Annotated in this window: 8 protein-coding genes; all 8 read right to left on the reverse strand. The window is 42.6% G+C overall.

Annotated features, from left to right (window positions below):
- Window positions 1–77: 77 nt before the first annotated feature.
- The 8 genes from rsmG to B879_RS12905 all read right to left on the reverse strand — a co-directional run bounded on the left by rsmG (window position 78) and on the right by B879_RS12905 (window position 17,559).
- On the reverse strand, window positions 78–710 hold the full coding sequence (gene rsmG, locus B879_RS12870) for a 16S rRNA (guanine(527)-N(7))-methyltransferase RsmG (protein ID WP_009185624.1): 633 nt from the start codon (window positions 708–710) through the stop codon (window positions 78–80).
- A gap of 233 nt (window positions 711–943) precedes the next feature.
- Window positions 944–2,290, reverse strand: a complete 1,347-nt coding sequence (locus tag B879_RS12875; protein ID WP_009185625.1) for a vanadium-dependent haloperoxidase — start codon at window positions 2,288–2,290, stop codon at window positions 944–946.
- 164 nt (window positions 2,291–2,454) lie between these two features.
- The gene (locus tag B879_RS12880; RefSeq protein WP_009185626.1) at window positions 2,455–5,715 is read right to left on the reverse strand and encodes a VCBS repeat-containing protein; all 3,261 of its coding nucleotides are present in this window, start codon (window positions 5,713–5,715) and stop codon (window positions 2,455–2,457) included.
- A complete protein-coding gene (locus tag B879_RS12885; RefSeq protein ID WP_009185627.1) occupies window positions 5,712–9,041 on the reverse strand; it encodes a VCBS repeat-containing protein in 3,330 nt (1,109 codons plus the stop codon). The genes B879_RS12880 and B879_RS12885 overlap by 4 nt, the downstream gene beginning before the upstream one ends.
- Window positions 9,031–9,648: a hypothetical protein gene (locus B879_RS12890; RefSeq protein WP_009185628.1), complete on the reverse strand. Its 618-nt coding sequence runs from the start codon at window positions 9,646–9,648 to the stop codon at window positions 9,031–9,033. The genes B879_RS12885 and B879_RS12890 overlap by 11 nt, the downstream gene beginning before the upstream one ends.
- Window positions 9,649–9,652: 4 nt before the next feature.
- A complete protein-coding gene (locus B879_RS12895) occupies window positions 9,653–12,859 on the reverse strand; it encodes a VCBS repeat-containing protein (RefSeq protein WP_238542135.1) in 3,207 nt (1,068 codons plus the stop codon).
- A gap of 205 nt (window positions 12,860–13,064) precedes the next feature.
- The gene (locus tag B879_RS12900; protein WP_009185630.1) at window positions 13,065–14,567 is read right to left on the reverse strand and encodes a RagB/SusD family nutrient uptake outer membrane protein; all 1,503 of its coding nucleotides are present in this window, start codon (window positions 14,565–14,567) and stop codon (window positions 13,065–13,067) included.
- Between the two features lie 19 nt (window positions 14,568–14,586).
- Window positions 14,587–17,559, reverse strand: a complete 2,973-nt coding sequence (locus tag B879_RS12905) for a SusC/RagA family TonB-linked outer membrane protein (RefSeq protein ID WP_009185631.1) — start codon at window positions 17,557–17,559, stop codon at window positions 14,587–14,589.
- Between the last annotated feature and the right edge of the window lie 15 nt (window positions 17,560–17,574).

Here is a 17,574-nt window from a genome sequence, read left to right on the forward strand (position 1 = left end):
ACTTTACTCCGATTTCTCCCTTCTTGACTCTTGTCTCTTGTCTCGAAGTCTAACCTCTCGCTTCTCGCCTCTAAACATCACCTTTTCCCCTCCCAAGGGACAAAAACCACCTTTTTGGTGTCAAAAAATTCTTCCTTAAAGTAATCATCCAAGTGGTAAGTCACGTAACTCACTGGTCTTTCTTCCATTTCCTCATCCACATCTCCACCTTTCAATAAAAAGATGCCGTTGGGGAACTCATTGAAATCCTCTTTTCTGAATTTCCCCTTCACCCAGGGGTAAAAATTAGCAAATCTGGTCACTGCACGGCTGACAATAAAATCATACCTTCTGACCAAAGCCTCTGCCCGGGTTTGTTGTGCCTCCACGTTGGTTAGTTTCAGGGCCTTGGCTATTTCCTTCACTACCGTGATTTTTTTACCAATAGAATCAACCAAATGAAAATGGGTATCCGGAAACAAAATGGCCAGAGGAATCCCGGGAAAGCCTCCACCGGTACCAATATCCAAGACTTTGCTGCCCGGCTGGAAAGACATGACCTTGGCAATACCCAAAGAGTGCAGCACATGCCTTTCGTAAAAATGCTCCATGTCCTTTCTGCTGATCACATTGATCTTCTCATTCCATTCCTCATAAAGGGGCTGGAGCCTTGAAAATTTTTCTACTTGTGTTTCAGTAAGGTCAGGGAAATATTTTAAAATAATGTCCATGGGTCAAGATTTAACGGAGGCAAAAATAAGGAATAATTAACTCAAAAAATAAATTTAAACTTGAACCGTAAAAGTCAAGAAGACCAACACAGCATTTAACCAGCAAACTTACCTTTTAAATAGCAATCATTCCCTTATCCGTTAAAATTCGGGGTTGACTTTTGTTTTCTTTTGTAAACTTGTGGTTGAAATAATTTGATTTTAAACCATGTAAATGAATAACCCATCTATAACTAATCCTCTATCCGAGCTAAATTATCACTTTTAGTTTTTACTTTTTCATTGACGTAAAAACCAAGTTTTTTGCCTTTTTCAGCACCAAACTCGATAGCTGGCATGAAGTGAATCCCTCCATACAACCTACTGATTGTGGCTTCGGCAGCTGCTTCCCTAAAAGAATTGAACTCTCTTACAGGAAGTCCATAAGCCACTTCTGTAGAATCGTAAATGTAAAAAGGCTCTCCGAACAATTTGGTCAGTGCTTCGGCAGCTGCATTAGAGGCTACGCTGTGCCCACTGGTATGTTCAGGAAAAGGAGGAGTCTGCAAGGTCGGCAACCAATCCTCATCAATGTATTTGTTGATATAAGTCTCAGGCCTGATCAAAGCACTTCTGTACTTCTCATCCCAACAAGCAATAAATGCATCAAATAAGGCAATTCCGGTATAAGCCAATGTTTCCGCAGTTCCTTTCCAATCCTGCCCTGCAGATTTAGAGGCAATGGAAGCTATTCCCATCCAATGTCCTCCCGGAGTGATTTTCTTCTCCGCAAACATCACATGACCCTTGACATTTACCTTGTAGGGATTACAGTCCCAAAAATAGGCGATATCTTTTTGCTCCGGAGTCAAATTATTGACCGCATGAAATACTTCCTCTGCTTCTTTGAAAAACTGGCTGTCCGGTTCAGTAGAAAATGCTGTGGGCGGAGGAGATTGAAACTGATCTGCACTTTCCATTAAAAATGGGCGAATCTTATTCCAATGGGGCTCTATACCCTCCATATATGCCGGCGGCGTTGGTTGCCAAGTATGCGCTTCATTGGTAACCGTGTATTTTTCAAAAGACCTGCTCTCGTGATAATTGTCCTTTTTGGAATAGGCAATCACATGATCGGCTACTTGCTCGCCAAGTGCCACAGATCTTTCAAATACTTTTTTTGGTACACCTGCGGTTCTGATGGCCTTGAAGGCCTTTTCCTTATGCTCCTGAACCATATCTTCCGAAAAAATCATGGCCGTCCCAACTTTATAATAAGCAGCTAAAGCGGCTAATGGATAATAAATTTCCTCTTCAGTTTCAAAGTTCACTTTATCAAAACCGTTCAGCTGTCCCATTAAAGAAGTATAAGAGGGGTCTGCTAAAGCCGCCACTTCAAAGGCTGCAATAGAAGGATAGGCATAAATCCGGCTGGCCACCGGTGGGGAAAAAATATCATGTATGATGACATCTGTCAACTTCAATTGTGCAGCTATCAGGTACTCACCATCTGTAATGACATCCTGGTAATTTTTATTTTCCTGGCAGGCAAACCCTACGATCATCAGCAAGACCAGGGCAAGATTTTTCATTTTACTCATATTCTCAAGCAGTTACTCGGCTTATTTCTTCAAATTTAATAAATCCCTTTGTATTTGAGCAAACGGGATGGTGGGCTGGAGGTATTTTAGACCCAAAACTATGAAAAATCCATAAATATCAAACTTTAAACCCACTGAAAATCAATGATTTTTAGCATGTTTTGTCAAGGATTTAACCTGAAAACTACGGGAAAATCATTATTTCTAACGGCAATCAAATGTGCTTCCCCTTTAATTTCCAATTTTCTGACATACCGATATTCTCCCCAATATTGACGGGCCTCTAAGCCTAAAGGCAGCTGCTCAAAACCTGATGGCGTCCATTTCATCAATACCAAGGGTTGGGCCATTTTCCTCCCATAATCTGTCCTGAATCCAGAAAAATTGCCCACTCCCAATACATAGTCCTCTCCCTTAGATGAAAAACTAACAAAATCCCTGATCGGACTAAACTGTGCTTTCAAAGGTAGCGGAGTAATTTCCTGTTCTCCCTTGGGAATAAAAAGGGACTGAAATTCAGCAACCTCAAAGACCCTCGCCTGATTGATTTGCTCTTTTTCCAACAGGTCCTGAGGGGATTTCAATGCAGCATATTGCACATAGCTTTCATGCCTACGCTTAAGGTTTGGAATCTGTCGGATCAGGTCATCCCTTGTAGCAAAGGGAACCAAATGCCCTTCCATGTAATGAAAAACCAAAGGATCATCCTGTCCATTGCCATCAAAATCCCCATGATATAACTTAACAGGTTGTGGTTTGCTCGCTTTCAATTTACTGTTTAAGCCCAAATTTCCTAAGAGCAGGCCATTAAGTCCAGTATTCGTTTGGAGCGCCGATAAACCATAATACCAACCCGCTGGGGCCAATGGCTCCATTTCTGAAAAAACCCCATCTTGCTGCTGCTGATACACCCTGATTGGCATCCACTCCCCAGCCAACACCAACTCTGACTTGCCATCTCCAGTAACATCATACCAAAGCGCCTTTTGAACCATACCCGGTCTAAAATCATCCCCAAAATAGGTCTTGGTCATGTCTTTAAATCTTCCTTGCCCATCATTGACCAATAAGTACGCGCGGGGGATGGCCCCATAATTCCCTGTAACCACCGCAGCACCGACAAAAATATCCACATATCCATCCCCATTCACATCCTGAAAGGCTACAGAAGACGTGTTTTCTCCAATAGGAGGCAGTGAATTCATAGAAAACCTGAAGTTCCCCTTCCCATCATTCAAAAAGACCCTGTCAAAGTTGAAAACTTCTCCGGCAGCATATTCATTGCCTGCAGAACCCACATAGAGATCCAAGTGTCCATCTCCATTTAAATCTATAAATTCCGCCACAACATCCTCTGCCGTTTTGAGTTGCTCAAATACCGGGTTTTTCTGAAGGATAAAGTCTCCCTCAGACTGTTGTAAGAAAATAGCCCCAGCCTGACCTTTGGCACCTCCCAGATAAATATCATCCAATCCATCTCCATTCACATCCCCCACTGCCAATGCCGGCCCTTCCATGGCATAGCGCCTCGGCATTAAATACTCTCTCCTGAATTCATCAAAATCGGTGTTTTCCTCATGCTTCCATCCCAATTCAAGGGTCACTAACTCCAAAACAGTCTTACTTTCAATTTTTGGCAAAGCATCAGCCTTCCCCTTTCCTTTGACCAAGCGATGCTTGGTGTTGACCTGTTTTGTCCCAAAACTTTCTATTTGCCCAGCCCCCCAATCCACATAGACTTGCTCCACTTCTTCTGCCTTACCTAATCCAAAAGTCAATACCGTAGAAGTCCCGGACTGAAAACCACGGGAAGTACTCAGGGTCTGATGCAAGGTTTTATCCCCGGATTTTACCCACACTTGGGCACCTATCCCAAAATGATTGGCCTTATCACCGGCTAACTCAAACTGAATAAATTGGTGGCCTAATTTCTCGGAATTATTCCTGTAAATGAAAGCCTGTTGGTCGGTATTGTTGACCACCAAATCCAAATCCCCATCGTTGTCCAGATCAGCATAAGCGGAACCATTGGAATAACTCAATTGGTCTAATCCCCAAACTTCACCCACCTGTTCAAATACCAGTTCCCCTTTATTGCGAAAGGTGAAATTGGCCAGCTTCATACTGGGGAGCATATCTATTTGCCTTTGCTGAATTTCTATTTCGCTCAGTCCGGAGACAGGTGTCTGACTGTATTGTATAAAATCCAGGTCATTGGGACGCTTCACAATGCCATTGGTCACATGGATGTCCTTGTAACCATCATTGTCCATGTCAAAAATCAAAGGGGACCAACTCCAATCTGTGGCATAGGTCTCAGTAAGCAGCCCTATTTCACTGAATTTCCCATCCCCTCTGTTCAATTGCAGGTGGTTCCTTACATATTGGTCTCCATAGCCCAAACGCTTTTTGACATCAAAGACTTCCTGCTTGTCCTCTCCTACCGATTTCATCCATATTTGGGGATCTTCAGGCAACATGTCCGTGGTAAAAATATCCGGCAATCCATCATTATTGATATCCGCCAAGTCATTGCCCATGCTATAACGACTGGTGTTTTCTATGTATTCCTGCAGGGATTCTCTAAATGTACCATCACCCTGATTGATGTACAAATAATCGTCTTCCGTAAAATCATTGGAAACATAAATATCCATCCAACCATCTCCATTGACATCAGCGATCCCTACCCCTAAACCAAAGCCAAGGCTGGAGGAAAGAATGCCCGCTTCCTGGGTCACCTCTATCATCTTTTGATCACCCTGAGCAAGTTGGCTTTTGAATAGCTTATCTCCTCCTTTTTCATCCTGACCGCTAAACTTGGTGTCTGCATGTGAAAACACCTCAGGCTTTTTGATGGAATGGTTCAATAAATACAAATCCAGGTCCCCGTCATTGTCATAATCAAAAAAAAGGGCATGGGTAGAAAAGCCCTCAAAATCTATCCCATATGCCTCCGCCATTTCTGTAAAGGTGAGGTCTCCGTTATTGATGTACAGCTTGTTTTTCCCTTGTAGCCCCTTATAATCCCCTACCTGGCATACGTAGATGTCCAATAAGCCATCTCCGTTGACATCGGCCATGGTCACACCGGTAGACCATCCACCACCGCCATCCACTCCTGCACTTTGCGTGATGTCCTCAAACTGAAAGTTGCCCTTGTTTAAATATAGTTTGTTTTCCCCTTGATTGGAGGTGAAATAAATATCTACCCAACCATCATTATTGATATCCCCTAAGGCTACCCCTCCTCCATTGTAAAAGTAGAGGTACTCCAAGATGTTCATTTCCTCGGAAGAAACTAAATCATTGCTAAAGTCAATCCCTGTCTCTTTTGGGGAAAGTAGGGTAAACAGGGTTTCCTGCTTGGGAGTAGAACAGGAAACCCAAAGAAAAAACAATACTAAACTGTAAACACTCCTCATTTTTTAATCTTCCAGAATTCAAGGGCAGCATTGTTTTTGACCACCATCAGTGTCCTTTGCCCTCCAATTTCCAACTCATGCAAATCCCTGATATCTCCGTGCAGCTGCAAACCATGTTTCCTATTGGGGATGTATTCAAAGGTGCCATCACCCTTTCCATAGAGCACTTCTCCATAGCTTCCATCATATTGCCCTACCTGTGGCTGGGCTCCTGCCAGGTTCCCTGCCATAATCAGATCATCGATACCATCTCCATTGAGGTCAGTCACCAAAACACTATACATCCAACTTCTCTGCGCGGCACGGGGCAAAGGCAAAACCTCAAAATTTCCTGACCCTTTGTTAAGCATTACCGCAGAGGTAAGGAAATTCAGCTCCTGCATGATTGCATTTTTCAACTCTTGCGGAGTGAAAATGTCCTCCATAAACTTATCATTATAGGCACTGTACTTCAAAAATCGCTTCTTGATCGAAGGTACTTGCTGCTCCAATTGATGCTTTAACGTAAATGGCACATGCCGTCCTCCTTCTTTTTGTACAAACAAATGTTCCACAGAACCATTTTGGTCAAAATCATTGACGAACATCCTTATCGGACGCTCTTGTGTGGCTTTGAAGCGGGTATTCAATCCATGATTTCCCAGTACAAAATCCGGCTTGCCGTCCCTATTAAAATCCCCAATAGCTATCGCCTGGTACCAACCCCTGAACTGTTCCATTTCCGGCATTTCAATCTTTTCAAGCCCAGTACCTGTGTTTCTGAAAAAGGTGGGAGCCATCCATTCCCCTACCACCAACAAATCCTCTTTTCCATCTCCATCATAATCTACTACAGCGGCATCAGTAACCATGCCCAATTCTTTGAGCGCAGGTGCAAATTTTTCCGTTTCATCCCTGAAAGTGCCTTTCCCATCTGAAATCAGCACCTGTGAACTTGGATTCACGCCATAAAGGAAAGGAACCACCCTGGATCCGACAAAAAGATCTAAGATGCCATCCCCATCAATGTCTATCAAGCGCACGACCGAACTGGAATTCTTGAAATTATTTAATCCACTGTCATCAGCTTTGGTGAAATTTCCTTTTCCATCATTGAGATAGAGTCGGTCAGAAAGATCTAAAGCTCCAAATCCGGATTCATTGCCGCCCGATGTAACAAACAAATCCAAATGACCATCCCCATTGAAATCATGGAAAACCCCATGGGTATCTTCCGAAAACCTGTCGGTAAAAAAGGCGTCCTGAACAGATTTTTTAAACGTCCCATTGGATTGCTGAACAAATAATTCTCCTGGGAATCCTTTGGCTCCACCCAAATAAACATCGGCCAATCCATCCCCATTGACATCCCCCCAGATGGCTTTAGGACCCTCCATGGAGAGTTTATGATAGGTTAACCTGTCTCTATCAAAATCCACGAATGGGTTTTCTTTATGGGTAAAATCTAAAATCTTTTCAGCAGCTGCCAGTTCGAAAAATTGCCCATCAGGCTCCTCAAAGAAGATAAATCTTTCCGGAGCATCACTGGCCTCTTCCCAACTCAAGGTCAACATCTGGTTGGCCTGGACATCCTGCAAAAGGCTAATCTTTCCATCCGGCCACCTGACCTGAATTTCATCAACCAATTCCTTTTTCCCCAATCCAAAATTCAAGCGGTAATCTACAGAAGACTGAAAGCCCCTGTTGGGCATGTGTTCCTGATACAAAACCTCATCACCCAGCACCAAACGGACCTGAGCACCAATGGCTGAAGTATTAAAGTCCTTACCCTTTAATTCAATTTTCAAGAAATTATGATCGGGCAATAACTCCCTGCTCCTGTTTTTGAAAATGAGCACCTCTGCATTGACATTGTTGATCACCAAGTCTAAAGCCCCATCATTGTTCAGGTCTCCATAAGCCGACCCATTGGAATGAATGGGGTCTCCCATGCCCCATTGGTGAATTACATTCTCAAAAACCAGGTCGCCTTTGTTTTTGTAGGCATAATTGGATACCGGATTGATCGGCATGGGATCAATTAGCTTACGGTAATCTACCCCATCTTGGGAAATAATGGCCCTCTTAGTCTCCTCATTGTCAATAAAATTGAGGTAATCCAAATCGGTAAGGTCCTGATAAATTCCATTGGCTACAAAAATGTCCTTCAAGCCATCATTGTCCATATCAAACATGAGCGCCGCCCAGCTCCAATCTGTGGCTTCCACATTGGCCAACCTGCCCATATCGGAGTAAGTCCCATCCCCGTTATTGACATGCAGCATGTTTCGGGTGTATTGGTAATGGTAACCATGGGTCACATTGAACTGGAATTTATCCCAGCTTTCAAAGGTGGTGATTTGTTTGAGGCGTTGGGGCGGTTCGGGAAGCATTTCTGTGACGAAAATGTCCAAATATCCGTTATTATTGATATCTGCAATATCCGCCCCCATGGAGGCTGCCGAAGTGGAGCGCATATAATCCGTCAAACGCTCTGAAAAGGTGCCATCCTGATTATTGATATACAGGTAGTCCCGCTCAAAAAAGTCATTTGAAATGAATATATCCATCCATCCGTCCCTGTTCACATCCCCAATGGTAATGCCCAAGCCAAACCCGATAACCGAACCATAAATTCCAGCCTCTTCAGACACATCAGTGAACTTCCCCCCATCATTCCGGAACAACTTATCTCCTCCAACAGGATCTCTTCTCGGTCGTTCATTCTGCATCTTGTTAAAACTTCCGATAGCCTGATAGCTATTGTTCAGAAGATACACGTCCAAGTCTCCATCATTATCATAATCAAAAAAGACGGCATGGGTGGAGTATCCTTGGTCAGCCAAACCATAAGCTTCTGCCATTTCTGTAAAGGTGCCGTCCCCATTGTTGATAAAAAGCTCGTTTTGTTTGTTGTCCCCTTTGATATCACCGGAGTTACAAACATAAATATCCAGCAATCCGTCACCATTCACATCTGCCATGGCCACTCCAGTGCTCCAAGCACGGGTTCCTGCCACACCGGCTTCAGAGGTGACATCCCGAAATTTGAAATCACCTTCGTTAATATAGAGCTTATTTTCGCCCTGATTAGAGGTCAGGTAAATATCAATCAAACCATCTTTGTTGACATCACCCAAAGCTACCCCACCTCCATTGTAAAAATTCCGATAGGTAAAAATGTTAAACTTTTCATCGAAGCTCAGGTCATTTCGGAAATCTACACCGGAATGGGATGAGCTGATTCGTTCGAAAAGAAAATCACCTGGCGCCATTTCCTTTTGCTTACAAAATGCCAGTAAGCCCAAAAGGATACCTGATATAACTATGCGGGATTTAAGCCTCATTACTTTTTTTGGTCATGTCCGAAATGTCTTTAATCCTCAGGTCAAGCATTTCTACCCTCACGGTGGTCATATCCTTGACAAATACCCGGATCCACCGATTTCCATCAATCCTCACAAATGCCCTCACTGTCTTATTTTTATTGGTAACCTCTAAGAAACCTTCACCATACCAATCCTTCAAAAGTCCTAATACATCAACCAGAAGCTTGTCGTTGGTAAACTCTTCATTGTTCGGAAACCAGGAAGTATACTGGAACTCTACAGGCATAAAATAGAGGTGATTGTCTTCAAACTGTGGATAAAAATTCATCCTAACATCCTTCCCTGAGGGAACTTCCGGTTTGTATTCCACTTGTAAATAATGTGCTCCATTGGTAAGAACACCTTTTTTATTATGCTCCCAGCAGGTGCCGAAAAACTCTTTGCGATCCATTCCAAACCTTAAATCCAGAAACAAATCTTCTACCACCTTGCCTGAGGCCAACTCCCGTGCTTTCAACTTATCATATTCCGACTTGGGTTGGCAAGACAATGCCAATGCCATCAAACCGAAAATCAACACTTTATACTTCATCTTCTCAATGCTATTATTTCTCAATATCATCATAGGATTACTCTTTCTCTGCTATATGGAACAACAGTGGAAAATCATTGTTTCTTGCCACCAAAATTACTTGTCCATCTTTAGAATTCAAGACTTGGATATCTCTAATTTCACCTTGAACAAAGAACCCTGAATGGGAAGCCCTCCAAACATCCATCTCTCCGGATTGTTTTATGTTCAGGTGCCACCCATAACTCCCCATATTGATGCCAATCTCTGGCTTAATTCTACTTTGATTTCCCCCAAGGAACAAATGTCTGCCTCCTTCCATATCTTTCCAAAGCGCCATGGCATATACCGGACTGCTTTGAATTTCGCGCGGAAGTATCCTTTTGGCAAAGGTACCATTTCCTTGGTTGACAAATAGGGATGTTTCCAATACATGCACTTCCAACACCAAACTCCGACTTAAAACTTCCTTTGAAAACAAGTCTTCCATGCGCTTATCCTTGTAAATGTCATAAGTCAAAAGGTCTTTCCTCAAACCGGGCAATTGTTTCAATAAGGTCTGCTTGAGCAATAAAGGATAATCCTGTTCTCCCTCGTACAAAGTCAGAATCTGCTCCACACTTCCGTTTTGATCAAAATCATTGATGTATAATTTCATGGGTTTTTCGGAGGAAGCTTGTAGCCTGCTGTTTTTACCCATATTTCCTACCAAAATATCCGGTAATCCATCGCCCGTAAGGTCTTCTACCAATAGCCTGTTCCAAAGTCCTCCGGTTTGGGCAAATCCAAATGCTTCACTGTTGTTCTGAAAAGTACCATTGACTTTTTTGAATACCTTAATCGGCATCCACTCTCCGACGATCAACAGCTCTGCCTCCCCGTCTCCATCTAAGTCTCCAACCCAAGCATCAGTAGTCATTCCAAGATTTTTGAGCCCTGGAGCAAGGGCATCAGTTTTATCCAAAAACGTACCATCTCCCTGATTCTCCAAAAGCACCACATCTCCTGGAATGCCATAGGCAAAGGGAATGGTGCGGGTACCTACCAAAAGATCCAAGGCCCCATCCCCATTATGGTCAAAGGCTTTGACAAAAGAGGAACTTTCAAACCTATTGGGCAAATGTCCCTCCGTTTTGACGAAATTTCCTTTTCCATCATTCAGGTATAACCTATCCTGGTAATTGGGATTTCTGTTCCCAAATTCCAAGCTTCCACTCAGCACATAAAGATCCAAATGTCCATTTCCATTGGCATCAAAAAATACTCCCCCCACATCTTCGGCCAATTGATCTTCCTCAAAAACCTGAAGCTTTGTAAATGATCCATCAACCTCTTGCCTTAGGATCACTGAGGCTTGTCCTCTAGCTCCTGGAAAAAAGACATCGTCCAAGCCATCTCCATCAATATCTGCCAAAGTTACTTTTGGCCCCTCATTGGAAATCATGTGGAAGCGCAGGCGGTCCCTGTCAAAATCAATGAAGGCACTTTCCTCATGTTTCCAGGGAATTACTGAATGTGACGCCTTCAATAGGGTAACAGCAGGCACTTGCTCCCTACCATTTATCTTTTTGGCGTCTATTGGCTCAAGTGTTAATAATTGATTCGTTGGTACTTCATAAAGTATCGATGAACCTCCACTTGGCCATAGCACCTCTATGGAATCCAATTTTTCTATTTGTCCCAGACCGAAATGCAAGCGATGGTCTACGGAAGACATGTATCCTTTTACGGGGTTATGCTCCTGAAAAAAAATATTCCTGTCTTTGTAAAGCGTCACCTGTGTGCCAAACTGCCCAGAAAGGTCCAGCTGCAAATAGTTGTTACCATTCAACTCCCGGCTATTATTCTTGAAAATAAAAACCTCCCCTTCAAGGTTATTTACCACCAAATCCAAGGCCCCATCATTATTCAGGTCCGCATAAGCTGCCCCGGTGGAAAAGGTCAACTGATGCATCCCCTCCACTGCTGCAACGTCCTCAAACTGATAATCTCCAAGGTTTTTGAATAAATAGTTTCTTAAAGGTTTGGAGGGAAACTGATCAATCATGCTGGTGAGCAAAATGGAATCCCTTTTCAGTTGCCCTATTAAATTTTGGTTATTGACATAGTAATCTACATAGTCAAAATCTGTAAGGTCCTTAACGATTCCGTTGGCAACAAAAATATCCTTTAAGCCATCATTATCGGCATCAAAAATCAAAGCGCCCCAAGACCAATCGGTCGCATGAACACCCGCCTGTCTGGATATATCTATGAAGTGGGGTATTTGGGTGCCAGGCTGAAAACCCAAATTTCTTTGAAGGGTATTACGGGTAAATTGATGAAAATATCCGGCCCTCACATTGGCCTGATACTTATCCCAATCTTCAAAAGGCGTCTTGGTCTTTACCCTGTTCAAAGTAGCCGGTAACATCTCTGTGACAAAAATATCCTGCCAACCATCGTTGTTCAGGTCAGCGATATCTGCCCCCATAGAACCCATGCTAATTTCGGTAGCCATCTCCTCCAAGGCTTCGGTAAAGGTGCCATCACCATTATTGAGGTATAGGTAGTCCTTTTCAAAAAAATCATTGGATACATACAAATCAGGCCATCCGTCTCTGTTCAGGTCAGCTACGGTCACCCCTAAGCCATAGCCTATGGCTGAACCATAAATCCCAGCTTCTTCACTGACATCTGTAAATTTACCTCCATCATTGCGGTAAAGCTTATTTCCTCCTAATGTATCCCTAGTATCTCTTTGCCCTATTCTTAGGTCATTGATCCCGACTGAGCGGGCAGAATTATTCAAGAGGTACATGTCCAAGTCCCCATCTTTATCGAAATCAAAAAATACGGCATGTTGAGAGAGTCCCTCATCTGCTATACCATATGCCTTGGCCATTTCAGTAAATGTCAGGTCTCCATTATTGATATATAATGCATTGTGTCTTTCTTCTCCGCCCAAGGGCCCTGATTTACAAATGTAGATATCCAATAAGCCGTCCCCATTGACATCCGCCATGGAAACCCCTGTAGACCAAATTCCGGGGACTGCTAGCCCTGCCTTTTCAGTAATGTCTTCAAATTGAAAATTTCCCTTATTGAGATAAAGTTTGTTTTCGCTTTGGTTGCCCGCTAAAAATATATCCACCAAGCCATCATTATTGATATCGCCCAGTGCTACCCCAGCCCCATTATAAAAATTCCGGAAGGTGTAGGGATTAAATTTTTCATCATAAACCAGATCATTCCTGAAATCAATACCCGTCCAGGACTTGTCCATCAATTCGAAAAGCTTGGGGCTTTCCTGTTTTTTGGTGCAAGCAGCAATTATCAAAAGATAAATAAATACGAGAGCGAAACGAATCAAGCCAGGTGATGAAATTAAGGTGATACTTTTTAAAATACGGAATTTAAAATTATAAGGTACAAACTAAAAAGAAGTGCACATATGTGCACTTCTCTTAAGATTATAGATTGGTTGCTGATTAGTATCCAGGATTTTGGCTCAAGTTTGGATTGGCCTGTAACTGATTTTCTGGAATTGGGAAAATGTTTCTGAACGGCTGAGAAGGAGCCTTCTCCCACCATGCATCATTGAACCTTCCAAATCGTATCAAGTCAGATCTTCTGTGTCCTTCCGCAAATAACTCTCTTCCTCTTTCTGCCAGAAGAATAGTGCCATCAATAGATGTAAGCGGAGCAACATTCGCTCTTTCTCTTACTTGGTTCACAAACTGAAGCGCAACCGCAGTATTTCCTTGTCTCCAAGCAGCTTCTGCTTTCATCAAAATCACATCTGCATACCTGAAGATAGGAAAGTCATTGTTCAAGTCCGGACCAATTCCGTTAGGAATTTCAAATTTATTCACCCTGGTACCTGCCTGTCTGAAAGCATTGGGTGCCAATTCATTGATATTAGGCGTGAAGTTGATTACTGGTCCATCAGGATCATTGTCTTCCACAGCATCATCCTCAATTGGCGTTACACCATCAGAAGCAAACTGAATACCTTCTCTCAAACTGCCTTTTCTTGTATCCCCATCTTCAAAGCTGTTGTAGAACTCTTCCAATGCCGCATAACCATTCCAAGGCTGCTCCTGCAAATCAAAGGTGAATTGAGAGTTGTAATGGAAAGTCATTTGATGGATGTTGAAACCTCCAGCATTGTTGGCATCATAAGGTACAGTAAACATGTTCTCCGGAGAGTTAGAATTATTCGCTGAGAAATTAGCAAAGAAATTTGGTGATAAAGAATACGGCCCTTCATTGATGATTACGTCCAATATTCTTTCCGCATCTGCCCATCTTGGTGTCCCAGTATATACCTCAGCATTCAAATACAATTTAGCAAGGATCATATGAGCTGTCCAATAATTCAAATTGGTACGTGTATTATTTTTTGTAAGCTGCTCTACATTTTCCAATATAGACCTTTCAATAAATTCGAATACCTCCTGTCTTGTATTTTGTTGAGGCGTACCTCTATCCGTTTCAGTAATGATGGGTACATTACCAAAATTATCAATGAGCAATAAATATCCGAAAGCCCTTAATACCTTGAGTTCAGAAACCAACTCTACCAAGTCAGGAAATTGCTGAATCAATAAGTTACTCTCAGCCACAATCCTAAATCCATAATTCCATGTTCCATTTAATGGCCCATCAACAGATATCCAGGTGTGCCTATGTGCCCTAAGCCATATTCCACCATCTTCCCAGTCAGCACCTTTTTGAGGGATAGACAGTTCATCAGAAGTGACTTCTTGAACTGCATAAATACCCCCATGAGAGCCATATCCACCCTGTCCACTCGCCACTACGGCACCATAAGCAGATTGTTTTAAGACTTCGATCAGCTCGGGCGTTACATTTGCAAGCAATTCTTCTTGCGTGATGCCCGTCAGCACCTCCTGCTCTAATTCCCAACAAGATCCCATCGTCATTGCGACGAGACCTCCCACACATAAAGTTTTAATTGATCGTAACATATTTATAATTGAGTTTATGTTATTTAAAGGTTACAGTTAATCCCATTGTCCAGATTCTAGGCAGGAAATAAGTATTTCTTCTTTCTATACCTGGTGCCAAAGGATCTCCATCACTTGTCCATCTTACTTCTGGATCTACACCGGAGAACTGCGTGATGGTAAATAGGTTTTGAACACCTCCATATACCCTAAGGTTATTCACATTGGCAGCACTTACAGGAATATTATATCCCAACTGCAAGTTGTCCAATCTCAAGAAATCTCCTCTTTCCAGATACAAATCGGAGAAGGTTGGTGTAGATGTAACCAATGGATTGGTCGGAGTGTTTCGGGTAATGACAGAATTCCATGTATTGGAAGCACCATCCGCATTTTCATAGAATCCTCTGAAGGAGTTGTAAATCAAATGTCCCCAGCTTCCTCTCGCCAAGAAATTCAAATCCCAGTTGCCATACACAAAGGTATTAGAGAAACCGAAATCTCCTCTAGGCAAAGCATTACCCAAGCGCTCAAACTCGTCTGGACTTTCTCCGGTAAGAATATACTCGCCACCATCTGTTAATCCAAGTAATCTTGGTCCATAGAAGTCACCGATTCTTTCACCTTCTTTATTCCAAATAATAGGGTTATTGTTCTGCCCTGGAGAACCGGGAACACCTCTACGGATTTCAGGAAGGCCAAGATCACCGACCCCGATATTTCCTATCCTAGCCCTGTTGTAAATGGTAAAGTTAAAACTAGGGGTCCAAAAAATACCATTGCCTAGATCCAAGTTATTTACACTGGCAACAAATTCAAAACCACCGGATCTCAAATCAGCCAAGTTGGCCCAAATAGATGGCGCTGTGTAGAAATTACCAGGAAGGAACTGGTTAGGAGCACCAACAGGCACTTCCACATTAAAGATCAAATCAGAAATGGTTCTTCTGTAGTAATCCATCTGACCGGTCACCTTTCCGTTCCAAAGACCAAAATCCAAACCTACTGTAATTTCTTGCGTAGTTTCCCACTGTAACTGAGGGTTGGGGTTTGAAAGCTGATTGATACCTACGAATGCTGAGTTGAACGGTTCATTCGGATCCAAAGGAATCCTCAGCCCGTTGCCAAAAATACCCAATGCCAAAGTTGGTGAAGGAGGTAATTGACCCACAACTCCGAAGGATGCTCTTGGTTTAAATTGGCTAAATACACCCATATCAAAAATTTGCGTAAAGTCCGCTCCCGCACTTACCGCTGGGAACAAACCTGTCTGATTATCTCTACCAAATCCAGAGAATGTCTCTGCCCTTAACGAAGCGGATAAGAAGTAAGTGTTGTTATAATTAAAATTAGCCCTACCAAACAAAGAGTTCAATACTGACCTCGTGGCATCAGAACCTAAGCCTGTTCCAGGACCAAATCTCAACCCACCAGCTGCCAGGTTATTAGGACCTTGATCAAATAGGAATCTTGTTACGGATACGCCAAGCCCTTTGTTTTCTTGAATTTGAGTTTCTGCACCTAATAGGAAAGTAAAGTTCAACCTATCAGCAATCTCATCTTCAAATCGAATGGTACCATTCCAGATGGTGGTATTAAAGTTTCTGACGTTTTGACCTGCTTGACCAAATCTACCAAAACCTGTTTCAAAATCCTGTCTGGAAAAGAATTGGGATTGTAACAAAGAAAGTCTATCCTGAGAAAATTGAGAAGCAATCGTAATTTTATCAGAAATGTCATATTCTAACCTGTAGGAATAAAGTGCAGATCTTACTTCGGTAGTAAAACTTTGCTGATTGATCAAGGCTACAGGATTAAAGAAATCAAATAGGGGTCTTTGGAAATAACCGCCAAATCTTTGTGCAGCTTCAGTATCTTCAAAAATAGGGGCTGTAGGATTGTAAATGGTAGCATATCTTACGGCTTCCTGATTCACATCCACTGCATCAGTACTGGTAAATGCCAACTGCAGGTTCATTCTTAACCTGTTGTTGAAAGCACCATGATTCAAATTGAAACGGGTGTTCAAAGTCTCTCTATTGGTTCCTTTAACAATACCATCGTTATTACGATAGTTAACAGAAGCCAGGTAGGATGTGTTTTCAAAACCACCTGTAATAGATGCGTTTACTGTACCATTAAGCGCAGTCTGTGTAACTTCTCTTCTCCAATCTGTATTAGATCCGTAGTTAACACCACCTCTGGCTAAAAACTCTTCAGCAGAAAGTACTGGTATAAAATTAGTAGGTTGTTCTGCCGTTCCGAATGTATTGATGGTTACATTGGAAACCCCTTTCCTAGCTGATCCTCTTTTAGTTGTGATCAAAATCACACCTGCAGCACCTCTTGTACCGTAAATCGCAGCAGCAGAGGCATCTTTCAAGACGTCAAAAGTCTCAATATCGTTGGGGTCAACAGCATCTAAGGTAGCGCCAATAACACCATCGATAACAATCAGTGGAGATTGGGATGCACCGAAAGAAGAAATACCCCTCAACCTGATTTCTGGAAGGGCATTCGGGTTACCGCCAGGTCTTACGACTGATAAACCTGCAACTTTACCTTGAAGTAGGGTCGCTGGATTTGGGAAGTTACCTCTGTTGAATTGTTCAGAGCCAACAGAAGTTACAGCGGATGTAATTTCCTTTTTATCCTGTGTACCATATCCGATTACTACAGCTTCCTGTAAACTTTGGATATCTTCCTCCAACTCAATATTGAAGGTACTTTGGTTGCCTATAGTTACTTCTTGCGCGGTAAAGCCAACAAAAGAAAAAACCAAAACTTGGTCTCCAGGCTGAACAGTTAATGAAAATTTACCGTCCAAGTCTGTCGTGGTTCCTCGGGTAGTTCCTTTAATCAATACGGTAACACCAGGCAGTGGATCACCAAGGGTAGCATCCAGGACTGTTCCTGTGACCTCCCGGCCTTGTGCAAATGCCGCCGAAATACTGAATACCGTCAATAAGGCAATCAGCGACAAAGCTTTAAATTTTTGTAAATAATTTCTCATAGGGTTTGTTGTTTT

This window comes from Cecembia lonarensis LW9, assembly GCF_000298295.1.
Lineage (GTDB): Bacteria > Bacteroidota > Bacteroidia > Cytophagales > Cyclobacteriaceae > Cecembia > Cecembia lonarensis.